Source organism: Brevibacterium sanguinis (assembly GCF_039528855.1).
GTDB classification, from domain to species: Bacteria; Actinomycetota; Actinomycetes; order Actinomycetales; family Brevibacteriaceae; genus Brevibacterium; species Brevibacterium sanguinis.
Map to the genome: position 1 here is coordinate 213,764 of NZ_BAAAMB010000008.1, position 20,184 is coordinate 233,947.

Below are 20,184 nucleotides of genomic sequence, written 5' to 3' on the forward strand. Positions count from 1 at the left end.
GGACGTCACTGACCGAGGTACTCCCCGCACGCCTCGGTGAGGAAGTCGCCGGCGACGCCGCCCTCTTCGCCGAGGCTCTGGGCGGTCTTCTGGATGCCCCACCACACCATCGGGGAGGCGCCCCACTGCTGGCGGAACTCCTCGCGCCTGCTCGGGTCAGCCGACAGGTCCTCGGCGGCCAGGGAGATCCGATCCTGCGCGTCATCGGCCGTGCAGCGCGCCTCGTCGTTCGGTCCTTGCGGGTCGAGCTCGGGGATGTCGTCGGAGTTGACGGTCGTCAGCGTGTACGCGGACTCGCCGATCTCCTCGACGTCGAAGAGGCCGTGGATCTGGAGGAACGGCGACCGGTCGCGGTTGACGTTCGCGCCGTCGACGGTGACGCTCACGCTGTTGGGCGTGTCCGAGGTGACGGTGACCTCGCCGGACTCGGGGAGATCGGGGTTCGCGGTGCGCACCCAGACCTTGAGGTAGGCAGGCGTCTGGTCCGCCGCGGCGGTCGAGAGTCCCTGCCACAGCGGGTCGGCGTCCTTCGCGCCGCCGGGGGAGGAATCGACGACGGTGACGGCCGGGGCGTCGTCGGGCGTGGCGATCGGGGTGACCTCCTCCTCGCTCACCGACGGTCGCGGCTGCGGCCGGGTCTCGTTCGACGTGGGCACGCACGCGGAGGTGGCGAGAACGGCGGCGGTGGTCAGGACGGCGAGAGAGCGAAAGCGCATGGTTCCTCGTGCGGGTCGTGGGAAGCGGACGCGGTCGGATGGGACCGGTGGGAGGCATCGGGGGACGGCGCGGCATCCGTTGCGGTTCCGCGCCGAGGACCGACCCCGCCCTCCAGCGTAATCGGCGGTCGGCTCACACCGGGGCAGGACGCGCTGGGAGGGCCGTCATCGACGATCAGCGCTGCCGGCCGGACCTGACATCCTCGAGCCGGCGACGCTGAGTGCCCGTCTCATCGAAATTGTCGGGAGCCAGCCAGGCGACGAACGCCTCGCGCAATTGGGGCCACTCGGAGTCGAGGATCGAGAACCATGCGGTGTCGCGGTTGCGTCCCTTGACGATGAGGTGCTGGCGGAAGACGCCCTCGAAGGTGAAGCCGAACCGGGCGGCCGCCCGCTTCGACGGTGCGTTGGCGTTGTTGCACTTCCATTCGAACCGGCGGTACCCGGCCGCGAACACGGCATCGGCGGTGAGGAAGAACGCCTCGGTGGCCGCACGGGTGCGGGCGATCGCCGGACCCCAGAGGATGTTGCCGATCTCGATGACGCCGTTGGCGGTGTCGACGCGCATGAGGGCCTGACGACCCTCGGCACGGCCGGTCGCGCGGTCGACGACGGCGAAGAATAGGGGATCGGCCGAGGCGGCAGCCGTGTCGAGCCAGGCGCCGAATTCCGCCCGATCGCGCGGCGGATGCTCGGGCAGGTAGGCGAAGCGCTCCTCGGCGCCGGGGGCGATCGCCGCCGCGAAGAGGGCGTCGCCGTGCCGGGCGGGATCGAGCGGCACGAGATCGACGGACGTCCCGACGATCGTCTCCCGCCGAGGCGGCGCGACTGGAGTCCAGTTCTGCAGGGAGGCGGCGGTCGCCTCGGCGTCAGAAGAGGGATCGGTCATCGTTCTCAGTCCTCGTCGCCGTCGAAGCCGGTCGAGAGCTCCCGGAGCAGGGAGGCGAGTTTGCGCCGGCCGGCCGGGGTGAGCCCGGCGAGGATGTCGCGCTCCTTGACGAGGAGATCGGCGAGGGCGGAGTCGACGGTCGCCCGCCCCGCCTCGGTGAGGCGCACGAGCACCCCGCGGCGATCGTCGGGATCGGGCAGGCGCTCGACCCAGCCGGCGGTGACGAGGCGGTCGATGCGGTTGGTCATGGTCCCGCTCGTCACGAGCGTCTCCTGCAGGAGCGTCGAGGGGGAGAGCTGGTAGGGCTCGCCGGAGCGGCGCAGGGCCGAGAGCACGTCGAAGGCCCAGCTCTCGATGCCGTAGTCGGAGAAGCTCGACTTCCGTGCGCGGTCGAGCTGGCGCGACAGCCGGCTCACGCGGGAGAGGATCTCCATGGGGGAGACATCGAGGTCAGGACGTTCGTGTCGCCACGCGGCGACGATCCGATCCACCTCATCCATGATCCGATTTTACGTCCAGATCAAGAATCTTGACGACCAAGATACTTTTTGACGAGATATTCGTTACGTTCGCGGCCTGCGTGTTTGGATGCTCGGGTGCTGTTGGGAATAAAGTGGTGCGTGGTTGTTGCATCCGTCAACGCTCTTGCGGGGCCAAACGACCCCGTACGAATGCTGGGTGGAAAATCCCTGCAGACGAAACGAAGGAAGACACGTGGATCTTTTCGAGTATCAAGCGCGTGACCTGTTCGAGAAGCACGGAGTGCCCGTGCTCAAGGCTCAGGTCGCCACGACACCAGAAGAAGCGAAGAAGGCAGCTGAAGAGCTCGGCGGCGGCGTGGTCGTCGTCAAGTCGCAGGTGAAGATCGGCGGCCGCGGCAAGGCCGGCGGCGTCAAGGTCGCGAAGAATCCGGACGAGGCCGAAGCACGTGCGAAAGAGATCCTCGGTCTCGACATCAAGGGCCACATCACGAAGAAGGTGATGATCGCCGAAGGTGCGGACATCGCCGAAGAGTACTACTTCTCCGTTCTCCTCGATCGCTCCAACCGCACCTACCTCGCCATGTGCTCGAAGGAAGGCGGCATGGAGATCGAGCAGCTCGCGGTCGAACGCCCCGAAGCGCTTGCGAAGATCCCCGTCAACGCCATCGACGGCATCGACGATGCCAAGGCCAAGGAGATCGCCGAGGCGGCCGGCTTCGACGCCGAGACCGCGGCGAAGGTCGCCCCCGTGCTCACCTCCCTGTGGACCGTCTTCGAGAAGGAGGACGCCACGCTCGTCGAGGTCAACCCGCTCGTCAAGACCGGTGCCGGCGACATCCTCGCCCTCGACGGCAAGGTCTCGCTCGACGAGAACGCGGACGTCCGTCACCCCGACCACGAAGAGCTGCGCGACATCGACGCCGAGGACCCGCTCGAGCTCAAGGCCAAGGAACTCGACCTCAACTACGTCAAGCTCGACGGTGAGGTCGGAATCATCGGCAACGGCGCAGGCCTCGTGATGTCGACGCTCGACGTCGTCGCCTACGCCGGTGAGAAGCACGACAAGGTCAAGCCCGCGAACTTCCTCGACATCGGCGGCGGCGCCTCGGCCGAGGTCATGGCCAACGGACTCGACGTCATCCTCGGCGACGACCAGGTCAAGGCCGTGTTCGTCAACGTCTTCGGCGGCATCACCGCCTGTGACGAGGTGGCCCGCGGCATCGTCAAGGCCCTGGAGATCCTCGGCGATCAGGCGACCAAGCCGCTCGTCGTCCGCCTCGACGGCAACAACGTCGAAGAGGGCCGGGCGATCCTCGCCGAGGCCGCTCACCCGCTCGTCACCCAGGTCGACACCATGGACGGTGGAGCCGACAAGGCCGCCGAACTGGCAGCCGCCAAGTAAGGAAAGGTCTCTCACACCCATGTCTATCTTCCTGAATTCCGATTCGAAGATCATCGTCCAGGGCATCACCGGCGGCGAGGGCACGAAGCACACCGCCCGCATGCTCGCAGCCGGGTCGAACGTCGTCGGCGGCGTCAACGCCCGCAAGGCCGGCACCACCGTCAAGCACGTCGACAAGAACGGCGACGACATCGAGCTTCCCGTCTTCGCCTCCGTCGCCGAGGCGATGGAGAAGACCGGCGCCGACGTGTCCGTGGCCTTCGTCCCGCCCGCCTTCTCGAAGGACGCGGCGATCGAGGCGATCGACGCCGGCATCGGCCTGCTCGTCATCATCACCGAGGGCATCCCGGTCCAGGATTCCGCCGAGGTCTGGGCCCGCGCCCAGAAGGCCGGCAACGCGACCCGGATCATCGGCCCCAACTGCCCGGGCATCATCTCGCCCGAGCAGACCCTGGCCGGCATCATCCCGGCGAACATCACGAAGAAGGGCAAGCTCGGACTCGTCTCGAAGTCCGGCACGCTGACCTACCAGATGATGTACGAACTGCGCGACCTCGGCTTCTCGACCGCGATCGGCATCGGCGGTGACCCCGTCATCGGCACCACGCACATCGACGCCCTCGAGGCGTTCGAGGCCGATCCGGAGACCGAGGCGATCGTCATGATCGGCGAGATCGGCGGCGACGCCGAGGAGCGGGCCGCAGCCTACATCAAGGAGAACGTGACGAAGCCGGTCGTCGGCTACGTCGCCGGCTTCACCGCTCCCGAGGGCAAGACCATGGGCCACGCCGGCGCCATCGTCTCCGGCTCCTCGGGCACCGCCCAGGCGAAGAAGGAAGCGCTCGAAGCCGCAGGCGTCAAGGTCGGCAAGACCCCGACCGAGACCGCCGAGCTCATGCGCGAACTCCTCAACGCCAAGTGAGCCTGCGCGCCTGATGCGCTGACCGTTCGTCCGCGGCATCAGGCGCTGCCGCGGTGCACCACGTGCGCACTGCGTGCGCTCAGTGCGCACCGCGGTGATCAGTCCGAAGCCCGCCTCCGCTGACCCGGAGGCGGGCTTCGTGCTGTCCGGGCCGACCCTCGCCGAGGCGGTCGCCGGTCCCGTGCGCACTCTGCACCGACGTAATCGCCGGTTCCGTGCGCACGCTGCGCCGAGGCGGTCGCCGAGTCTTGTGCGCATCCGTCGCCGAGGCGGTCGACGGTCCCGTGCGCGCCCGGCGCCCCGCACAACCCTCAGCGTCATTCCGCACCCGCAGCGTCATGCACAACCCGTAGCTCGCCGAGAGGCACCCGGAGCTCCGAATCCACCGTGTGCACGGGTTGTCTGTGCAGCTCCACGTTGGGGTCGACTTCGGGCGCGCGTGAGCATCGCGATCCGCCACACCCGGGAAACTCGCATGATTTGTGGAGATCGTATCCAAGTTGTTACCTTGGAAGCTCAGTCCCCGTTCGACGCTGACCCCGGTCCCCCTCCCGGATTGCACCATCGGTGCCGGTCTGCGTCGACCAACACAAAGGAATCACATGACAACTGCGACATCTCGCGCAGCTGCCGCAATCCTCGCGATGCTTGCCCTCGTGGCAACCGCGCTGATTGCGATCCCCGCTGTGGCAGCACCGCCATATCAGACGAACGCGAACATCGATTCGCTGAAGTTCCACGAGGAGTCGATCAAGAGCGGGTCGACTGCTCGCATCGACGGCACGTGGAGCCTTCCCGACAATCCTCAGACGCCCGCCGGCTTCGTCGTCGATCTTCCCGACGAGCTCCAGGGACGCACTGATTCCTTCGAACTCAAGGATCCCGATGGCGTGACCATGGGACAGTGCACCGTGACCGAGACGCAGCTCTACTGCGATCTCGACTCGGACTATCTCAACGCGAACCCGCTCAACATCCAGGGCACCTTCTACTTCTGGGTTTCGGTGCAGACCGAGACCACCGAGACCAAGGAAGTCACCTACGACTTCGGCGACGTCTCGGACACCGTGACCGTCACTCCGCCCGATGGCCCGTGCGTCGGCGACTGCGAGTGGAAGGGACAGGACTCGTACAAGTGGGGCAACTACAACTACGACGAGAACTACATCCAGTGGCACGTCAACATCAAGTCGCCTGCCGGCGGCATGAAGGGCGGCCAGAAGGTCACCGTCACCGACCTCGGCGGCGAGAACATCGAGCTGATCCCGGGCGAGACCCGTCTGTCGGGCACGAACACGTTCAACGAGAACGGCCAGCCCGTGGGCTGGGGACCGAAGCCCCAGGACTTCTACACCGTCTCTGACGATGGCGCGACCGTGAACTTCACCTCGGAAGAGGGCTGGGTCTACGCCGTCATCTACCGCACGACCGTCACCGACGGCGGCAAGTCCGACTCGTACACGAACTCGGCGCGGTTCGAGATCGAGGGCGAAGAGACCGTGATCAAGAAGGGCGAGGTCGTGCGTCAGGGCGGCGGCGGCACCGGCGACGGTGACGAAGAGCAGCCCACTCCGACGGAAACTCCCACGGAGACCCCGACGGAAACTCCGACGGAAACTCCCACGGAGACCCCGACGGAAACTCCGACGGAAACTCCCACGGAGACCCCGACGGAAACTCCGACGGAAACTCCCACGGAGACCCCGACGGAAACTCCGACCGAGACCCCGACCGAGACCCCGACTGAGACTCCGACGGAAACTCCCACCGAGACTCCGACGGATACCCCGACGGAAACTCCGACCGAGACCCCGACGGCTCCCGGACCGGGCGACACCCCGTCCGACAAGCCGACGGCTCCCGGCCCCGGTGGCGACCTGCCCCGGACCGGTGTCGACAGCATCGGCACGCTGGCCGCAGGCGCAGCCCTGCTCGTGGCCGGTCTCGTGACGATGGCACTCGTCCGGCGTCGGAAGATCAGCGCAGACAGCTGATCCAGCCGAGCACCATCTGAGGGGGAATGAAGAGGGAGCGACCGCGGTCGCTCCCTCTTCGCTGTCTGCGTGCAGTCAGCGATACGCTGAGCGGGTGAACAATGACGCCACGACCTCATCTGCATCCGCTAATGCACAGAAGAACCCCACCTCCATCACCGCGCCCGTGGTCAGCTCCGATCCCGCCGATCACCCGCGCAACTTCGGATCCGACAACTGGGCCGGCGCCCATCCCGAGGTGATGGCGGCGCTGGTCGAGGCGAACGTCGGTCACACCCCGGCCTACGGCGGTGATCCGTGGACGGCGCACTTCCACGAGGTCATGCGCGGGCACTTCGGTCCCGGCGCGCAGGCGTTCCCCGTGTTCAACGGCACCGGCGCCAACGTGCTCGCACTGCAGTCCGCGCTGCCGCGGTGGGCGGCCGTCATCACCGCGGTCAGCGCCCACATCAACTACGACGAGACGGGCGCCCCCGAGAAGGTCGGCGGGCTGAAGATCATCGGCGCCCCGACCGTCGACGGCAAGCTCACTCCGGACATCATCGCCGACGCCGTCATCGGCCGCGGCAGCGAGCACAACGCCCAACCGTTGGCCGTGAGCATTGCGCAGTCGACGGAGTGGGGCACGACGTACACGCAAGACGAGATCCGCGCGATCGCCGAGGCGGCCCACGACCAGGGCATGATCCTCCACATCGACGGCTCCCGCCTCGGCAATGCGGCAGCGTTCCTCGGCACCGGCCTCGGCGAGCTCACCACCGACGTCGGCGTCGACATCCTCAGCCTGGGCGGGACGAAGAACGGCCTCCTCGGCGCCGAGGCGGTCGTCGTCCTCAACCCGGAGATCGGGCAGGGGATGCGGTTCCTGCGGAAGATGAACCTGCAGCTGTCGTCGAAGATGCGCTTCCTGTCCGCCCAGCTGGGCGCCCTCTACGACGGCGAGCTGTGGCGCACCTCGGCGAACCGTGCCAACGACATGGCCGTGCACCTTGCTGATCGACTCGCCGAGGCGGCCGCCGACAACCGTGTGCCCGGGCTCTCCGTCGTCCAAGCGGTGGAGGCGAACGTCGTGTTCGTTCGCATGCCCGCCGAGGTGGCCGCCCGCACCCGGCAGCGCTTCGCCTTCGCCGACTGGCCGCTGCAGCCGAACGTCGTCCGCCTCATGTGCGCCTTCGACACGACGCCCGAGGACGTCGACGCCCTCGTCTCAGCGATCGTCGGGGAGTGAGCTGGTCCTCGTCCGGACGACGGCGAACCGCCTCGGCGCTCTCGGTCGCCCTTGACGTTGACGAGCTGACGCAGGGTGTGCCGAACCTCGACGAGCGGGCCCGCATCGGCCATCACCTGGTCGATCGGCTTGTACGCCTGCGGGATCTCATCGATGAAGGCATCCGTGTCGCGGTACTCGATGCCGACCATCGCCTCCCGCAGCTGCTCCTGGTTGAACGTCTTGCGCGCAGCGCTCCGGGAGAACTGCCGACCGGCGCCGTGCGGGGAGCGATGTCACTGGGAGCGATCTGCCTTGACGCTACAGACGAGCATGGCGGGTGATCGGCCTTCTGAAAGGCCGCGATCCTTCTCCGGCGGCCCATCTCAGTTCGTCGAGTATGCTGCCGCGAACTCAGCGCTTGGCGGGATCGGCTGGATGACGTCGAGGAGAACGCCATCAGGAGCTGCGACGATGAAGTGGCGTTGTCCGAAAGCCTCGTCGCGCAGGGTGAGAATCGGATCGTTCTCGGCGTCCCGAATCATGCGGTCATAGACCTCGTCGACATTGTCGACCTCGAGATTCACGATCACGCCTCGTGGCGTTGTCCGATATCCCTCGGGAATGGTCTCGTGGTCGTGGGCAAGGATCGCCAGTTCGAACGTGCCCAGACGCAGACTGGTGTACCAATCCGACTCGTATGTGATCTCGAAACTGAGCTCGTCGCGATAGAAGGCCACGGCAGCGGCGACATCATCGGACATGAGCACGGGGTAGAAACTGGTCGCAGACATTGGACTCTCCTTTACGTACAATGAGTATGTAATATCACGAGAATACATACTCAATGTACGTAAAGGAACCCCATGCCTCGAGCTTCCGCAGCCGACGCTGCGAGAACCGCGCAGCAGATCCTTGATATCGCGGAAGAACTGTTCTCCCTGCGTGGCTTCTCCGATGTTTCGTTGAGCGATGTCGCCCAGACCGCCGGCGTCACCCGTGGGGCCGTCTATCACCATTTTCGGAACAAGGTTGGCGTGTTCCAGGCGGTCGCTGCCAAGCTTCAAGCGAGAATCGCAATTGCTGTGGTCGAGGCGGCTGACTCCGCGGGGTCCGATCCCGGAGCGCAGCTGGTCGCAGGATCGCACGCGTTCATCGATGCGATCACCGCCGGGCCGGCGGTGCGCATTCTCCTTGTGGATGCGCCTTCGGTTCTCGGGTGGGAGGAATGGCGTCGCCTGGATGATGTGAACTCAGTCAGGCACCTGCGTGAAGCGCTTCGCGAGGTCGGACTCGATGAGGACCTCCTTGAAGCAGTGGCCGCTCAACTTTCGGGTGCGATGAACGAGGCCGCACTCTGGATCGCACAGCACAGCAATGCCGACAAGGCCAGAGAGCACTCGCACGCTGCCCTCGATCGTCTGCTGGCGGCTGTCACTCCTGCGACGACTGTTTCCTCAGGCGACGAGACGGGCACCAGCCCCACGGCTGAGCAGAGATCTACTTCTTCCCGTCGGCCCTGACGGAGACGACGGGCACCTCGGCCTCGAGGATGATCCGCTGCGCCGTCGAGTCCGTGATGAGCTTGCCGACGGGGGAGCGGCGGCGCGAGCCGATGACGATCATGCGGTTGTCGTCGTTCGCCTCGGCCACCCAGCTGCGTGAGCACTTCCGACGGGCGGTGGGCACGAGCCCGTCCCAGTATCGGCAGTCCTTCGCGCAGTCAGGTGCCGCCGACGGCGACGCGTGATCTGAGGCCCGGGAAGCGGGCTGACCCCAACCGCCGTGGCGGTGCCTGCACATATGTCACAGTGCGCAGGCCCCGCCTCGGCGCTCTCAGTCGCCCTTGACGTTGACGAGCTGACGCAGGGTGTGCCGGACCTCGACGAGCGGGCCCGCATCGGCCATCACCTGGTCGATCGGCTTGTACGCCTGCGGGATCTCATCGATGAAGGCATCCGTGTCGCGGTACTCGATGCCGACCATCGCCTCCCGCAGCTGCTCCTGCGTGAACGTCTTCCGCGCAGCACTCCGGGAGAACTGCCGACCGGCGCCGTGCGGGGAGGAGTTGAGTGACACCGGGTCGCCCTTGCCGACAACGACGTAGGAGGCCGTGCCCATGGAGCCGGGGATGAGCCCGAGCCGCCCGGCGTCGGCCTCGATCGCACCCTTCCTCGACACCCACACCCGTTTGCCGAAGTGCTCCTCGGACTGCGTGAAGTTGTGGTGGCAGTTGATCCGCTCCGCCTCGACGACGGGCTCGCCCATCGTCTCGGACAGCTGCCTGGCCACCCGATCCATCATCTCCTCGCGGTTGAGCAGCGCGAAGTGCTGGGCCCACTTCAGCTGCCTGATGTAGGCGGTGAACTCAGGGGTGCCTTCGACGAGGTAGGCGAGATCGGGGTCGGGCAGATCGATCCACCACTGCCGGTTGAGCCTCGCGGCGACCTTGATGTGGTGAGTTGCGATCTTGTTCCCGATGCCCCGGGAGCCGGAGTGGAGGAACATCCACACCCGGTCGGTCTCGTCGACGGAGACCTCGATGAAGTGATTGCCCGATCCCAGGGACCCCAGCTGGTGGCGCCAGTGCCCGGCGTAGGAGGCGGGGTCGAAGTCCGCTTTCTCCGCGAGCTCCTCGAGTTCGGTGATGCGCGGGGCCGCGGTGGCGACGATCTTCCGGTTGTAGGCACCGGCAGAGGTCGGCACGGCGCGCTCGATCGCCTCCCGCAGCGCTGTGAGGTCGCGTGCCGCGAGCTCTGACCGGGTGAACTGGGTGCGCACCGCGATCATGCCGCAGCCGATGTCGACGCCGACGGCGGCCGGGATGATCGCGCCGAGCGTCGGGATGACCGACCCCACGGTCGCGCCCTTGCCCAGGTGGGCATCGGGCATGAGTGCGAGGTGCGGGTAGATGAACGGCATGCGCGCCGTCTGGTGCGCCTGCTCCCGGGTCCTCTCATCGAGGAGAGAGGCCCAGGAGATGAGCCGTCTGTCGAGTTTCTCCATTGTTCCTTCCTTGCATTTTCAGTGGTGATGTCCGGGACGATCACCACCGCAGAGGCCAAGGAGGACACAGCTGCGAGAAGAGGAAAGCCCCGGACCGGTGATCGGTGCGGGGCAGTCTGACGTCGGAGTCAGATGTCGCGCGACCGAAGGGTCGGCTGACGGCGGGATTCGACGTGCGTCGATCCCTTCTGCTCACGCTTGAGGGCGAGAGTGGCCATCAGTGTCATCCTTCGTGTCTCCGCCGCGCCGAGGTGGCGCGGCGGTGGGTGTCATCTGCACCGAGGCGGCGCAGAAGTCCGACCATACACGACTGCAGGAGTCGTGTCCATGGCTGTCACCGGGAGCTCTGCGCCTTGACGGAGACGACGGGCACCTCGGCCTCGAGGATGATCCGCTGCGCCGTCGAGCCCATGATGAGCTTGCCGACAGGCGAGCGGCGGCGGGAGCCGATGACGATCATGCGGGTGTCGTCGGTCGCCTCGGCCAGCGCCAGGAGCTCTTCGACGGGGTCGTTGCCGCGGAGGAACTGGAGGATCTCATGGGAGACCTCCGAGTCGCGCAGGGTCGTCTTGAGCTCATCCATGTCGGCGTTCGTCGCCACGCCCCGCTCGTCGGGAGTCTCACCGATGCCGGCGTTGAGCACGATGACGGTGTCGTCGAACGCGCGGGCCTGTTCGATGCCGAATGCGACCGCAGCCTTGCCTTCGGGCGAGGGGGAATAGCCGACGAGGATGGTCATGTTCACTCCTGGATGCGTGTGGGGACTCGAGCTCCCTCAATTAGTAGCACATCTCACCCTGGCAGCGGCGGCGTCAGCGCGGCCGTGACCTCGCCGCACTAGACTGAGCGGATGCCCGGCTCCCTCCTCGCCCCCGATTCCCAGGCTCTGCGCACCCGCGACGAGATCCTCGCCCGTCTGCCGCTGACCGCGCAGACCCCCGGTCTGCCGCAGGCCAGGCTGCTCGCCGACTACGTTATCGGTCGCCGCGGCGGGTCCCTCGACGTCTCCGGTCGGACGACCGACGGCACGCACGTCTCGCCCGCCGACGCCCCTGCCCGGATCATCGTCGTCGACGATCCGCACGGCCTGCAGGCGCGCGTGCTCACCGAGTTCGCTCCCGTCGCGACCTTCAACGACCGTCTCGATGAGGCGGGAGCCGTGGCGGCTGCGGCTCCCAGCGCCGAGGCGGTCGCTGACCTGGGAGAATACGTGTCCGCGCGGCTCGCCGAGGTGGACGCCGCACACTCGTCCGAGGCCGACGAGGAGCCTGAGGTGTGGGCGGTCGTCAACGCGCCGAAGGCGACGAGCGCGCTCGCCGAGGTCGTCGCCGTGCTCCAGCCGCTCGTGTCGACGCTCATCGTCATCGGCCGCAGCGACGTCATGAGCCGGGCGGTGAACAAGGAGCTCGCGCGCGGGTTCGGGCGGGTCGACGTCTCCCCGGGCATCGGGAAGCACCGCCTCATCATCGGCAGCCGTCCGCTGTCGACGCCGTCGCTGACGGCCTTCCCGCGCCGCGGCACGATCGAGACGACCGAGACCGGCCCGCTCGAGGTCAGCGCCCACGGGGCGTGCTTCTCCGGGACGAAGGCCGATGAGGGGTCGACGCTGCTGCTCACCGCCCTCGCCGAGGCGGTCGCTGCCCCGGATGGGCCTGCCGCCCTGACGCGTCCGGCCTCCGTTCTCGACCTCGGCGTCGGCAACGGGTGGCTGCTCACCGCCGCACTGCGCGTGACGGGGGCGGGTACGGGAGTCGGCGTCGACATCTCCCGGGCGGCGGTCGCCTCGGCGCAGGAGACGGCAGCGGCCAACGGATCCGACGTCGCGACGATCCTCGCCGATGCCACCGACGTCGATGCTCTCACCGGGGAGTTCGACCTCATCCTCCTCAATCCGCCGTTCCACCACGGCACGACGATCGAGACGGACACGGCGGGCGAGCTCATCCGCACCGCAGCCGCGCACCTGCGGCCCGGAGGACGGGTGGTCACGGTCTTCAACTCGCATCTGCGCTACCGAGACCGGCTCGAGTCGCTCATCGGTCCGAGCGAGCAGCTGGCGCGCACCGCGAAGTTCACGGTCGTCATCAGCCGGGCGGCCGACTGACCGGTCCTCTCAAGCGGCATTGTGGTCCATGTCACCTGCTGTTCACGTGGCAGGCCTACCGTCGGGGCATGAATGACGACAGCGTGGCCTACGACCGCATCGAATACACCGAGGTCGACGACATCCTCGAGTGCACGACCGACACCTCGCATCCCGTGCTGCTGACGAAGGCGGCGCTGGACGGAACGCCGGCCGAGGTCGTCGACTGCAATCGCGAACTCGTCGCCCGCTCGCTCGACCGTGCGGGGACGATCGAGGATCTCTCCCGTGACTCCGTCCGCAGCAGCTACGTCGACCTCTACCGGGCCGCGGTGACCGAACGCGGGTGGGCCTGGTACCGCGACCGCGTGCCCCGCACCGCCAGGGAGCTCGCGCTGCAGGGACTCAAGCTCATCGGCGCGCGCGAGCACCTCGACCTCGTCGTCCGGGCGATCGAGGAGGACCTCGACGACGAGGCCTTCCGCTCGGCCTTCGACACCGCCGAGGCGGCGACCGCGCTCGAGGCCGCGAACGCCGCATTCCTCCTCGACCTGCCGACGATCAACGTGCTCAGCGAGACCGACATCGAGACCGCCCTGAGCATCGAGTTCTCCGGCTCCGGTCTGCCCGCCGACTACCCGCGCTGGCGCGGTGACCTGACGATCTTCGACTGAGCGGTGGCGGCCGCCGGAAGCGGCACGACGTGACGGCCTGCGCTCGCGGTTGGCGGCAGCTGCCTGAGTGGGACGCCGTCTGGCTCTCTCCACGCACGGTTTGCGGTCACGACACCGAGGCGGAACAGCCGAATCGGTGACGCGGGCTCGGTTCTGCGACCACGAACGGCCGCTCAGAGCTTCGGCTCGCCCCAGATGCCCATGGCGAGGAAGACGAGACCGGCCAGCAGCGTGAAGCCGGTTGCCCACGGTCGCAGGTCCGCCTCGGCGAGGCGGGCGAAGAACCCGGAGATGCGGTCGGAGATCCGGGGGAAGCGGTTCCACGCCCAGGTGAGGAGCACGTACGGTGCGATCATCGCGGCGATGAAGACGAGGAAGGTGACGCCGCGGACGGCGATGTCCTCGCTGACGGCACGGACGATGCGGGCGACGATGTACATCGTCGCGAAGTCGCTGAAGCTGATGACGGTGTTCGAGACGCCGATGACGATCATCGCCCACGGTTTGCCGGTGGGCTTCTTGTGCGGCTTCTTCGGCTTCGGCGGACGGCGCAGTCGGAGGGCCATGATGATGCCGGCGATGAGGAAGAGGACGCCCGCGGCGAGGTCGACGCCGCGGCGCACGAGCACCTTCTCGACGTCGCGGCTGACGAGGGTCTCGAGCGTGTGCGGGTCGATGACCTGGAGGGCGAGGAGGATGACGGTGGCGCCGATGACGAGACCGAGGAGCATGAAGCCCATCGCACGCTTCGCCCGCGGGACGTCGGTGAGGACGCGCAGGGACTCGGCGATCGTCGTCGGGCTGATGCCCATGACGAGGCCGAGCCCGATGAGGCTGACGGCGGCGCCGACGAATCGCAGGAGGTCTGTCTCAAGCATGGGAGCAACATTACCGGGGTAGGGTCGCTCCATGGACGACACGAGGCTTGCCGATTTCTGGGCCACGGCGCGGGCAGCCGAGCCGTCCCTGCCCCCGGCCGTTCCCGCGGCGTGGGCCTTCGGTGCGGGTCCCGCGCAGGCCGACGACCTGCTCGCGCTCGTCCTCGCCGGCGTCAAGACGGCGACCGCCTCGGCCCTCGATGACTACGATGTCGACGGAGAGCCCGTTCCCCGAGCTGGAGATGCGAGCATCGTCCTCGATGGCCGGGACCGACCGCGGGCTGTCATCGTCACCTCGGCGGTGGAGATCCTTCCCTTCGCCGAGGTGACCGCGGAGCATGCGTGGGCCGAAGGCGAGGGTGATCGTTCGTTGGCTCACTGGAGAGCCGTGCACGAGGATTTCTGGCGTGCCCAAGCTGCCCATCCGGCCGGGTTTCGGCCCGACATGCCGGTCGTGTGCGAACGGTTTCGGCTCGTGTTCGCCGCTGACTAGGCGAGCCTCACGCGCTGGTTGCGAACCGGACGGGAAAGAGCTCCGTTCGGGCGACGACGCGTTCACGTTCAGCTGCCTGCCCGCCGCGGCGGGGATCGGCGAGGTAGGAGTCGAGGGCGTCCTGCGAGGCGAATCGGTAGAACTGCACCTCGTCGGGGTGGCCGTCCGCACCGTCGCAGAGTGCTCGGGAGAGGATCTCGCCGCCGTTCTCGGGGATGAGCGTCAGGACGTCGGATTCGTAGGCATGCATGTCATCGGCCAGGCCCTCACGTGCCCAGATCAGGCAGCAGAGCAGGATCTCTGCCGAGGCAGCGCCGGTCATGATGCGGTGGGAGCTGCGTCGTAGGTGAGCCAGTGCGTCTTCGTTGCGACCTTGTCGTAGAGGGCCTGGGCCTGTGTGTTGTCATCGGCGGTGATCCAGCGGACGACGGACCGTCCTTCGGCAGCGGCGATGTCCTGGAGTCGGGCGATGAGAGCGCGCCCGGCCCCCGTGCCGCGGGCCTCGGGTGCAGTGAAGAGATCGTCGAGCCAGATCCCGATCGTGCCGGTCGAGGGCCGGGAGAAGCGACGGTAGTCGGCGATCGCGACGATCTGACCGTCCGCCTCGGCGACAAGACTCTCGCTCTCGTGGGACGGATCGCTCACCCAGCCCCAGACCCGAGCGACGACGTCCTCGGATTCGGGGAGGTGGTAGAACTCGCGGTAGTCGCGGAAGAGCTCGCGCCAGCGGGCCTCATCGGCTGATTCGACCGGGCGGACGGTCACCTCTGCATTCGCACTCATGAGGTCACTGTAGGACCGAACCTGCCCGATGAGGAAGAGTCGGGCCAGCTCCGCGCCGGAATCAGCCGCGTGTTCCGGTGACCGCCCGATTGTGCTCGAGCGCCACGTCGACCCAGCAGGTGAGGTCGGCCTCGCTGTCGAGTGCCGCCGCCGCGACCTCGATCCAGCCCGGCCCCATTGTTCGTCCGGCACCCATCTCGGCCTGCGCGGCTCCGGGGCGGTCAAGCAGCTCGGCGTGCCGATCGGCATCGACGCGGACGAGCAGGGCACCTGACTTCAGCGCACACACGGCGAGCTTCTCGCGGACCATGAACGAGCGACCGCCGAACATCGAGACCTCGCGCACGACGGATTCCTCGGCGAGCGCGGTGCGCACACGGTCGACGAGGCGCGTCTGCTCCGGGGTCATCATCGGCTCACACCCGGCGATGACGGCAACGACGATCTCCGGCGCAGCATCACTGAGGGGGAGGGCCGTAGGAGAGGCGGTCGAACATGAGCACGGTCTCCGTGATCTTGCCGTCGCGCACGGTGAAGAGCTCGGCCGCCGGAGTCGTGCCGGTCTCAGCGGTCTGCGGATAGTAGAGACGAACGATGCGGTCCCCGTCGGAGAATTCGCCGATCTCCTCGACGCCGGTGAGCATCGGAGCGAAACCGCCGATGAACTCGGTGTAGGCCTCGATGCCGGTGATGTCCTGACCTGGTGCCCGACAGACGATGTCGTCGGCGACGAGGGCCATCGCCTCGTCGATCCGGTTGTTCGTCCATGCATCGTGGTACTGCTGCACGACGTCCGCTGCGGTGTTCTCTGCCATTGTTCTCTCCTCTTCGAGTGGTGGAACCTGAGTGGTGGATCCTGTGCGGTGGAACGTGAGTGACTCGGCGAGCGAACCGTGCGATCATCAACCCGGCAGCGGCCGCCAATCGTCGGGGTCGTTGACGGCACCGGCGCCGGCGACGACGAGCCGCGGCAGGAAGTGCGCCCAGCCGTGGGCGTGGCCGGGCACCTCGGCTTCGGGCAGGTCCGAATGGATGAGGTCGACGCGGGTGCCCGAGTCGGTTGCCGTGAGCCGGAACTCGACGGTCGAGGCACCGACCGGCAGATCCGCACTCCCGGGGAAACCCCAGGAGACGACGACACGGTGGGGCGGATCGAGATCAATGAACTCGCCGCGCACCGGATGGCCGGCGATGTCGACAGCGAACCGACCGCCTCGGCGAGGGTCGAGGTCGGCGAACTCGCCCATCCACGCCGTCATGCCCTCGTTCGTCGTCAGGTAGGAGAACACCGTCTCCGGCGCGGCGGCGATGTCGACGGAGTCCGTGAACTCAGCCATTGCCGCCCCTCTCCCGACTCTCGACGGCGGTCTTGAGGGCGGCGAGCTTCGTCGGCCAGAAATCGTCGAGATACGACCGCACCGCCGCCAGTCCGTCGGTGTCGACGGCGAAGAGGTGGCGCGTGCCCTCCCGGGTCCCGGTGGTCAGTCCCGCTTTCGCCAGCACACCGAGGTGATGCGACGTCGTCTGCTGGGAGAGTCCGACCTCCTCGGCGATCGTTCCCACCGGCTTCGGTGCCGAGCGGACCGCGCGCAGGATCGCCCGGCGGTTCCCGTCGGCGAGCGCACGCAGCGCCCGGTCGAGCTCGGGTTCGGCTTCGGCACTCATGTCCGTCCTCGGTGATCGGATGCGCTGACACCCTCACCATAACACAAATATTCATTTGTACTTATGGATATGAGTGAATTGGGTGGAGCGGAGAGCCGCCGGCAAGGCGGGGCAGAGCAGGGGGAAGGGGATGCGCCGAGGCGGTGGTTTCTCGTCGCGCACTGTCGGGAGCGTGAGGCCATCCGGTGGTTCGTCCTCGACCAGATCGTCACTGCGCACCTCACAGCAGAAGCGGCGACCGACATCCCCGTCGCCGCGGTCGGAGCTCCGCCGCCGACGGCCCGGGCAGTGGCCGGCGAGAGCTGACCGGGCGGCCGCCGGGCGGGAATCCCGCACGCGACGATCGGATTTGCGCCAGTCGCGTCTGAGATGGACAGTGCAGGAACTGGCCATCTCGGTTCCAACTGGCGCAAACTCGGACTCGCCAGGCGGGTCGAGACGCCGAACGGCCCCCGACCGTGGTCGGGAGCCGTTCACCTCACGTGCGCGAGAGGGGACTTGAACCCCTACGTCCGAAGACACTGGAACCTAAATCCAGCGCGTCTGCCAATTCCGCCACTCGCGCGCAGGCCGCACCAAGCCTAGCAGGGCACGGGCACGCGGCGGAACGGGAATCAGGCGGCGGCGTCGATGCCGAGCGCCTTGCGCAGCCGCGCGACGTGCCCGGTCGCCTTGACGTTGTACTGTGCGAGTTCGACCTTGCCCTCGGCATCGACGACGACAGTCGAGCGGATGACGCCCTGGACGACCTTGCCGTAGTTCTTCTTCTCGCCGAAGGCACCCCACTCGTCCATCATCGCCTTGTCCGGGTCGGAGAGCAGCTCATAGGTGAGCCCTTCCTTCTCCTCGAACTTCTTGAGCTTCTCCGGCGAATCGGGGGAGACGCCGAGGACGACGAGACCGGCAGACTTGAGCGCCGAGAGCGAATCCCGGAAGTCACACGCCTCGGTCGTGCAGCCGGGCGTCATCGCTGCGGGGTAGAAGTAGACGACGACCCGCTGACCCCTGAAGTCGGACAGGCTCACCGACTTCCCGTTCTGATCGACGAGCGTGAAGTCCGGGGCGGTGTCGCCGACTGACAGACGTGGCATGGAATCTCCTCTGTTGCATCCGATCGTTGCTGCCCCTCCACTCTAGCCGCGACGCCGGACACGACCCTCACGCGGCAGGACACGACCATCGCCGAGGCGGTGCACCGCCCCAGCCCACCGTTCCGGCCCTATCGACAGCCCGTCACCGGACCCTGGCGATCGCCTCCCCGACGGCGACGGTGTCACCGACCGACGCGATATGCGACAGCGTCCCCGCTGCCGGAGCGGTCACGCGGGTCTCCATCTTCATCGCCGAGAGCACGGCGACCTCGTCGCCTTCGGCCACCTCGGCGCCATCGGCGACGAGGAAGTCGACGAGGCTGCCCGGCACCGGCGCCGTGACCGGAGCCGACCCGTCATTGGAGTCCGCATTCCCCGCGGAATCAGGCGAAGATCCGGCGTCCGCACCCGCCGACGCAGATCCTCCGACCGACCCGAGGGCCGCAAGCAGTGACTCGGGCAGACCGATCGTCGTCATCCGCCCGTCGATCTCGATGTCCATCCGCGTCAGGCCCTCGGCTGCGACCGGCGCCGGCCGGTCCTGCGGGCCGAACTCGGGCAGCAGCTCCGCTTCGATCCACTGCGTGTCGATGCCGATGACATCGCCGGCGAACGCAGGATGGCGGAGGATCGCGAGCGATGCCGGCAGCACCGTCGCGGGCCCGGTGACGGTGAGCTCGCGCGCGGCAGTGATCGTCCGGGCGATCGCCGTCGCCCGGTCCGGGCCGTGGACGATGAGCTTGGCGAAGAGCGAATCGAAGGCCGGCTGCACGGTGTCACCGCCGCGTACTCCCGTATCCCAGCGCACTCCCGGCCCGCCGGGCACGGTGAGCGCCTCGATGCGCCCCGGTGTGGGAAGGAACCCGCGACCGGGATCCTCGGCGTTGAGACGCAGCTCGATCGCATGCCCCCGCACCTCCGGCGTCTCAGTCAGCGACAGCCCCTGACCGAAGGCGATGCGGAACTGCTCGGTGACGAGATCGACCCCGGTGACCGCCTCGGTGACGGGATGTTCGACCTGGAGACGGGTGTTGACCTCGAGGAACGTCATCGTGCCGTCGGCGGCGAGGAGGAACTCGACGGTGCCCGCGCCCCGATAGTCGACCTCGGCGCAGATCGCCTCCGCCGAGCGCTGCAGGCGGTCCCGCTGCTCGGCGGTGAGATTCGGCGCAGGGGCCTCCTCGACGAGCTTCTGGTTGCGCCGCTGCGCCGAGCAGTCGCGGTCACCGACGGCGACGACGGTGCCCCGCCCGTCGCCGACGACCTGGACCTCGACATGGCGCGGATGCTCGAGGAACTTCTCGACGAAGCACTCGGGACGACCGAACGCCTCGACGGCCTCACGGGTCGCCGATTCGAAGGCCCCGGCCACCTCGGCGAAATCGCGGACGATCTTCATCCCGCGCCCGCCCCCGCCGTGTGCGGCCTTGATGATGATCGGCAGACCGGCCTCGCGGGCGAAGTCCTCGACCTCGGCGGCGCCGGTCAGCGGCCGGTCGATGCCCGGGGCCAGCGGTGCCCCGACCTTCTGCGCGAGCTGCCGAGCGGTGACCTTGTCCCCGAGCGCGGTGATCGCCTCCGGACTCGGCCCGATCCAGATCAGCCCCGCGTCTTCGACAGCGGCGGCGAACTCGGCGTTCTCGGAGAGGAACCCGTAGCCGGGGTGGACGGCCTCGGCCCCGGAGGCCTGGGCCGCGGAGATGAGGGCCGTGATGTTGAGGTAGGTCTCCGCGGCGGTCGTGCCGGGCAGTCCGATGGCGACATCGGCGAGCTGTGCGTGCAGGGCCGTGGCGTCCTGATCGGCATAGACGGCGACGGAGGTGTGCCCGTTCTCGGCACACGCGCGGATGATGCGGACGGCGATCTCGCCGCGGTTGGCGATGAGGATGGTCGACATGG

At 67.7% G+C, this 20,184-nt stretch carries 24 protein-coding genes, 1 tRNA gene and 2 pseudogenes; 9 read left to right on the forward strand and 18 right to left on the reverse strand.

Annotated features, from left to right (window positions below; all coding sequences use genetic code 11):
• Nucleotides 1–5 precede the first annotated feature (5 nt).
• From ABD154_RS10050 to ABD154_RS10060, 3 genes are all read right to left on the reverse strand, one after another.
• Complete coding sequence (locus ABD154_RS10050) at nt 6–716, reverse strand: hypothetical protein (RefSeq protein WP_198499295.1); 711 nt, start codon at nt 714–716, stop codon at nt 6–8.
• Between the two features lie 175 nt (nt 717–891).
• The gene (locus tag ABD154_RS10055) at nt 892–1,605 is read right to left on the reverse strand and encodes a GNAT family N-acetyltransferase (protein WP_198499294.1); all 714 of its coding nucleotides are present in this window, start codon (nt 1,603–1,605) and stop codon (nt 892–894) included.
• Between the two features lie 5 nt (nt 1,606–1,610).
• The gene (locus ABD154_RS10060; RefSeq protein WP_137827097.1) at nt 1,611–2,105 is read right to left on the reverse strand and encodes a MarR family winged helix-turn-helix transcriptional regulator; all 495 of its coding nucleotides are present in this window, start codon (nt 2,103–2,105) and stop codon (nt 1,611–1,613) included.
• A gap of 214 nt (nt 2,106–2,319) precedes the next feature.
• Between ABD154_RS10060 and sucC the strand changes: the two genes are divergently transcribed.
• From sucC to ABD154_RS10080, 4 genes are all read left to right on the forward strand, one after another.
• Nucleotides 2,320–3,489, forward strand: coding sequence for an ADP-forming succinate--CoA ligase subunit beta (gene sucC / locus ABD154_RS10065; RefSeq protein WP_344251180.1), 1,170 nt, complete (start codon nt 2,320–2,322; stop codon nt 3,487–3,489).
• 19 nt (nt 3,490–3,508) lie between these two features.
• Nucleotides 3,509–4,411 (forward strand): succinate--CoA ligase subunit alpha, encoded by a 903-nt coding sequence (gene sucD / locus ABD154_RS10070; protein WP_344251181.1) that lies wholly within the window; start codon nt 3,509–3,511, stop codon nt 4,409–4,411.
• Between the two features lie 602 nt (nt 4,412–5,013).
• Nucleotides 5,014–6,405: a collagen binding domain-containing protein gene (locus tag ABD154_RS10075; RefSeq protein WP_344251182.1), complete on the forward strand. Its 1,392-nt coding sequence runs from the start codon at nt 5,014–5,016 to the stop codon at nt 6,403–6,405.
• 154 nt (nt 6,406–6,559) lie between these two features.
• Complete coding sequence (locus tag ABD154_RS10080) at nt 6,560–7,633, forward strand: threonine aldolase family protein (protein ID WP_344251188.1); 1,074 nt, start codon at nt 6,560–6,562, stop codon at nt 7,631–7,633.
• A 44-nt stretch (nt 7,634–7,677) separates the two neighbouring features.
• Here the strand turns inward: ABD154_RS10080 and ABD154_RS10085 are convergent.
• A pseudogene (locus ABD154_RS10085) lies at nt 7,678–7,902 on the reverse strand (RtcB family protein); the annotation flags it as partial.
• A gap of 96 nt (nt 7,903–7,998) precedes the next feature.
• Nucleotides 7,999–8,406 carry a VOC family protein gene (locus ABD154_RS10090; protein ID WP_211978935.1) on the reverse strand — a complete coding sequence of 136 codons (408 nt, stop codon included), beginning with the start codon at nt 8,404–8,406 and terminating at the stop codon, nt 7,999–8,001.
• A gap of 72 nt (nt 8,407–8,478) precedes the next feature.
• Here ABD154_RS10090 and ABD154_RS10095 point away from each other — a divergent pair, with 72 nt between their 5' ends.
• Nucleotides 8,479–9,135, forward strand: coding sequence for a TetR family transcriptional regulator (locus ABD154_RS10095; RefSeq protein WP_211978936.1), 657 nt, complete (start codon nt 8,479–8,481; stop codon nt 9,133–9,135).
• On the opposite strand, the pseudogene ABD154_RS10100 reads toward ABD154_RS10095, so the two are convergent.
• The 3 genes and pseudogenes from ABD154_RS10100 to ABD154_RS10110 form a co-directional block, all read right to left on the reverse strand.
• A pseudogene (locus tag ABD154_RS10100) lies at nt 9,113–9,238 on the reverse strand (universal stress protein); the annotation flags it as partial. The gene ABD154_RS10095 and the pseudogene ABD154_RS10100 overlap by 23 nt on opposite strands.
• 210 nt (nt 9,239–9,448) lie before the next feature.
• Nucleotides 9,449–10,618 carry an RtcB family protein gene (locus ABD154_RS10105; protein ID WP_211978937.1) on the reverse strand — a complete coding sequence of 390 codons (1,170 nt, stop codon included), beginning with the start codon at nt 10,616–10,618 and terminating at the stop codon, nt 9,449–9,451.
• A gap of 334 nt (nt 10,619–10,952) precedes the next feature.
• Nucleotides 10,953–11,357: a universal stress protein gene (locus tag ABD154_RS10110; protein ID WP_211978938.1), complete on the reverse strand. Its 405-nt coding sequence runs from the start codon at nt 11,355–11,357 to the stop codon at nt 10,953–10,955.
• Nucleotides 11,358–11,468: 111 nt separating this feature from the next.
• On the opposite strand from ABD154_RS10110, the gene ABD154_RS10115 reads away from it, so the two are divergent.
• Together ABD154_RS10115 and ABD154_RS10120 are read left to right on the forward strand one after the other, a co-directional pair.
• Complete coding sequence (locus ABD154_RS10115; RefSeq protein ID WP_211978939.1) at nt 11,469–12,722, forward strand: class I SAM-dependent methyltransferase; 1,254 nt, start codon at nt 11,469–11,471, stop codon at nt 12,720–12,722.
• Between the two features lie 68 nt (nt 12,723–12,790).
• Nucleotides 12,791–13,375 (forward strand): DMP19 family protein, encoded by a 585-nt coding sequence (locus tag ABD154_RS10120; protein WP_211978940.1) that lies wholly within the window; start codon nt 12,791–12,793, stop codon nt 13,373–13,375.
• 173 nt (nt 13,376–13,548) lie between these two features.
• On the opposite strand, the gene ABD154_RS10125 is transcribed toward ABD154_RS10120, so the two are convergent.
• Nucleotides 13,549–14,253 carry a hypothetical protein gene (locus tag ABD154_RS10125; protein WP_119296932.1) on the reverse strand — a complete coding sequence of 235 codons (705 nt, stop codon included), beginning with the start codon at nt 14,251–14,253 and terminating at the stop codon, nt 13,549–13,551.
• Between the two features lie 31 nt (nt 14,254–14,284).
• On the opposite strand from ABD154_RS10125, the gene ABD154_RS10130 reads away from it, so the two are divergent.
• Nucleotides 14,285–14,746 carry an ASCH domain-containing protein gene (locus tag ABD154_RS10130; protein ID WP_211978941.1) on the forward strand — a complete coding sequence of 154 codons (462 nt, stop codon included), beginning with the start codon at nt 14,285–14,287 and terminating at the stop codon, nt 14,744–14,746.
• 7 nt (nt 14,747–14,753) lie between these two features.
• Here ABD154_RS10130 and ABD154_RS10135 read toward each other — a convergent pair whose 3' ends face one another.
• The 6 genes from ABD154_RS10135 to ABD154_RS10160 all read right to left on the reverse strand — a co-directional run bounded on the left by ABD154_RS10135 (nt 14,754) and on the right by ABD154_RS10160 (nt 17,194).
• Nucleotides 14,754–15,068, reverse strand: a complete 315-nt coding sequence (locus tag ABD154_RS10135) for a hypothetical protein (protein WP_211978942.1) — start codon at nt 15,066–15,068, stop codon at nt 14,754–14,756.
• Nucleotides 15,065–15,529, reverse strand: coding sequence for a GNAT family N-acetyltransferase (locus tag ABD154_RS10140; RefSeq protein ID WP_211978943.1), 465 nt, complete (start codon nt 15,527–15,529; stop codon nt 15,065–15,067). Before ABD154_RS10140 ends, ABD154_RS10135 begins: the two co-directional genes overlap by 4 nt.
• A gap of 61 nt (nt 15,530–15,590) precedes the next feature.
• Nucleotides 15,591–15,938: a TfoX/Sxy family protein gene (locus ABD154_RS10145; protein WP_211978944.1), complete on the reverse strand. Its 348-nt coding sequence runs from the start codon at nt 15,936–15,938 to the stop codon at nt 15,591–15,593.
• A 49-nt stretch (nt 15,939–15,987) separates the two neighbouring features.
• The gene (locus ABD154_RS10150; RefSeq protein WP_111437581.1) at nt 15,988–16,344 is read right to left on the reverse strand and encodes a nuclear transport factor 2 family protein; all 357 of its coding nucleotides are present in this window, start codon (nt 16,342–16,344) and stop codon (nt 15,988–15,990) included.
• An 87-nt stretch (nt 16,345–16,431) separates the two neighbouring features.
• A complete protein-coding gene (locus ABD154_RS10155) occupies nt 16,432–16,866 on the reverse strand; it encodes an SRPBCC family protein (protein WP_211978945.1) in 435 nt (144 codons plus the stop codon).
• Complete coding sequence (locus tag ABD154_RS10160) at nt 16,859–17,194, reverse strand: ArsR/SmtB family transcription factor (RefSeq protein WP_211978946.1); 336 nt, start codon at nt 17,192–17,194, stop codon at nt 16,859–16,861. Before ABD154_RS10160 ends, ABD154_RS10155 begins: the two co-directional genes overlap by 8 nt.
• A 69-nt stretch (nt 17,195–17,263) precedes the next feature.
• On the opposite strand from ABD154_RS10160, the gene ABD154_RS10165 reads away from it, so the two are divergent.
• On the forward strand, nt 17,264–17,500 hold the full coding sequence (locus ABD154_RS10165; protein WP_211978947.1) for a WYL domain-containing protein: 237 nt from the start codon (nt 17,264–17,266) through the stop codon (nt 17,498–17,500).
• A 177-nt stretch (nt 17,501–17,677) separates the two neighbouring features.
• Here ABD154_RS10165 and ABD154_RS10170 read toward each other — a convergent pair.
• The 3 genes from ABD154_RS10170 to ABD154_RS10180 form a co-directional block, all read right to left on the reverse strand.
• Nucleotides 17,678–17,759 (reverse strand) — tRNA-Leu (locus ABD154_RS10170).
• Nucleotides 17,760–17,808: 49 nt separating this feature from the next.
• Nucleotides 17,809–18,285, reverse strand: coding sequence for a thioredoxin-dependent thiol peroxidase (bcp, locus tag ABD154_RS10175; RefSeq protein ID WP_198499273.1), 477 nt, complete (start codon nt 18,283–18,285; stop codon nt 17,809–17,811).
• 142 nt (nt 18,286–18,427) lie between these two features.
• The gene (locus tag ABD154_RS10180) at nt 18,428–20,182 is read right to left on the reverse strand and encodes an acetyl/propionyl/methylcrotonyl-CoA carboxylase subunit alpha (RefSeq protein WP_211978948.1); all 1,755 of its coding nucleotides are present in this window, start codon (nt 20,180–20,182) and stop codon (nt 18,428–18,430) included.
• Between the last annotated feature and the right edge of the window lie 2 nt (nt 20,183–20,184).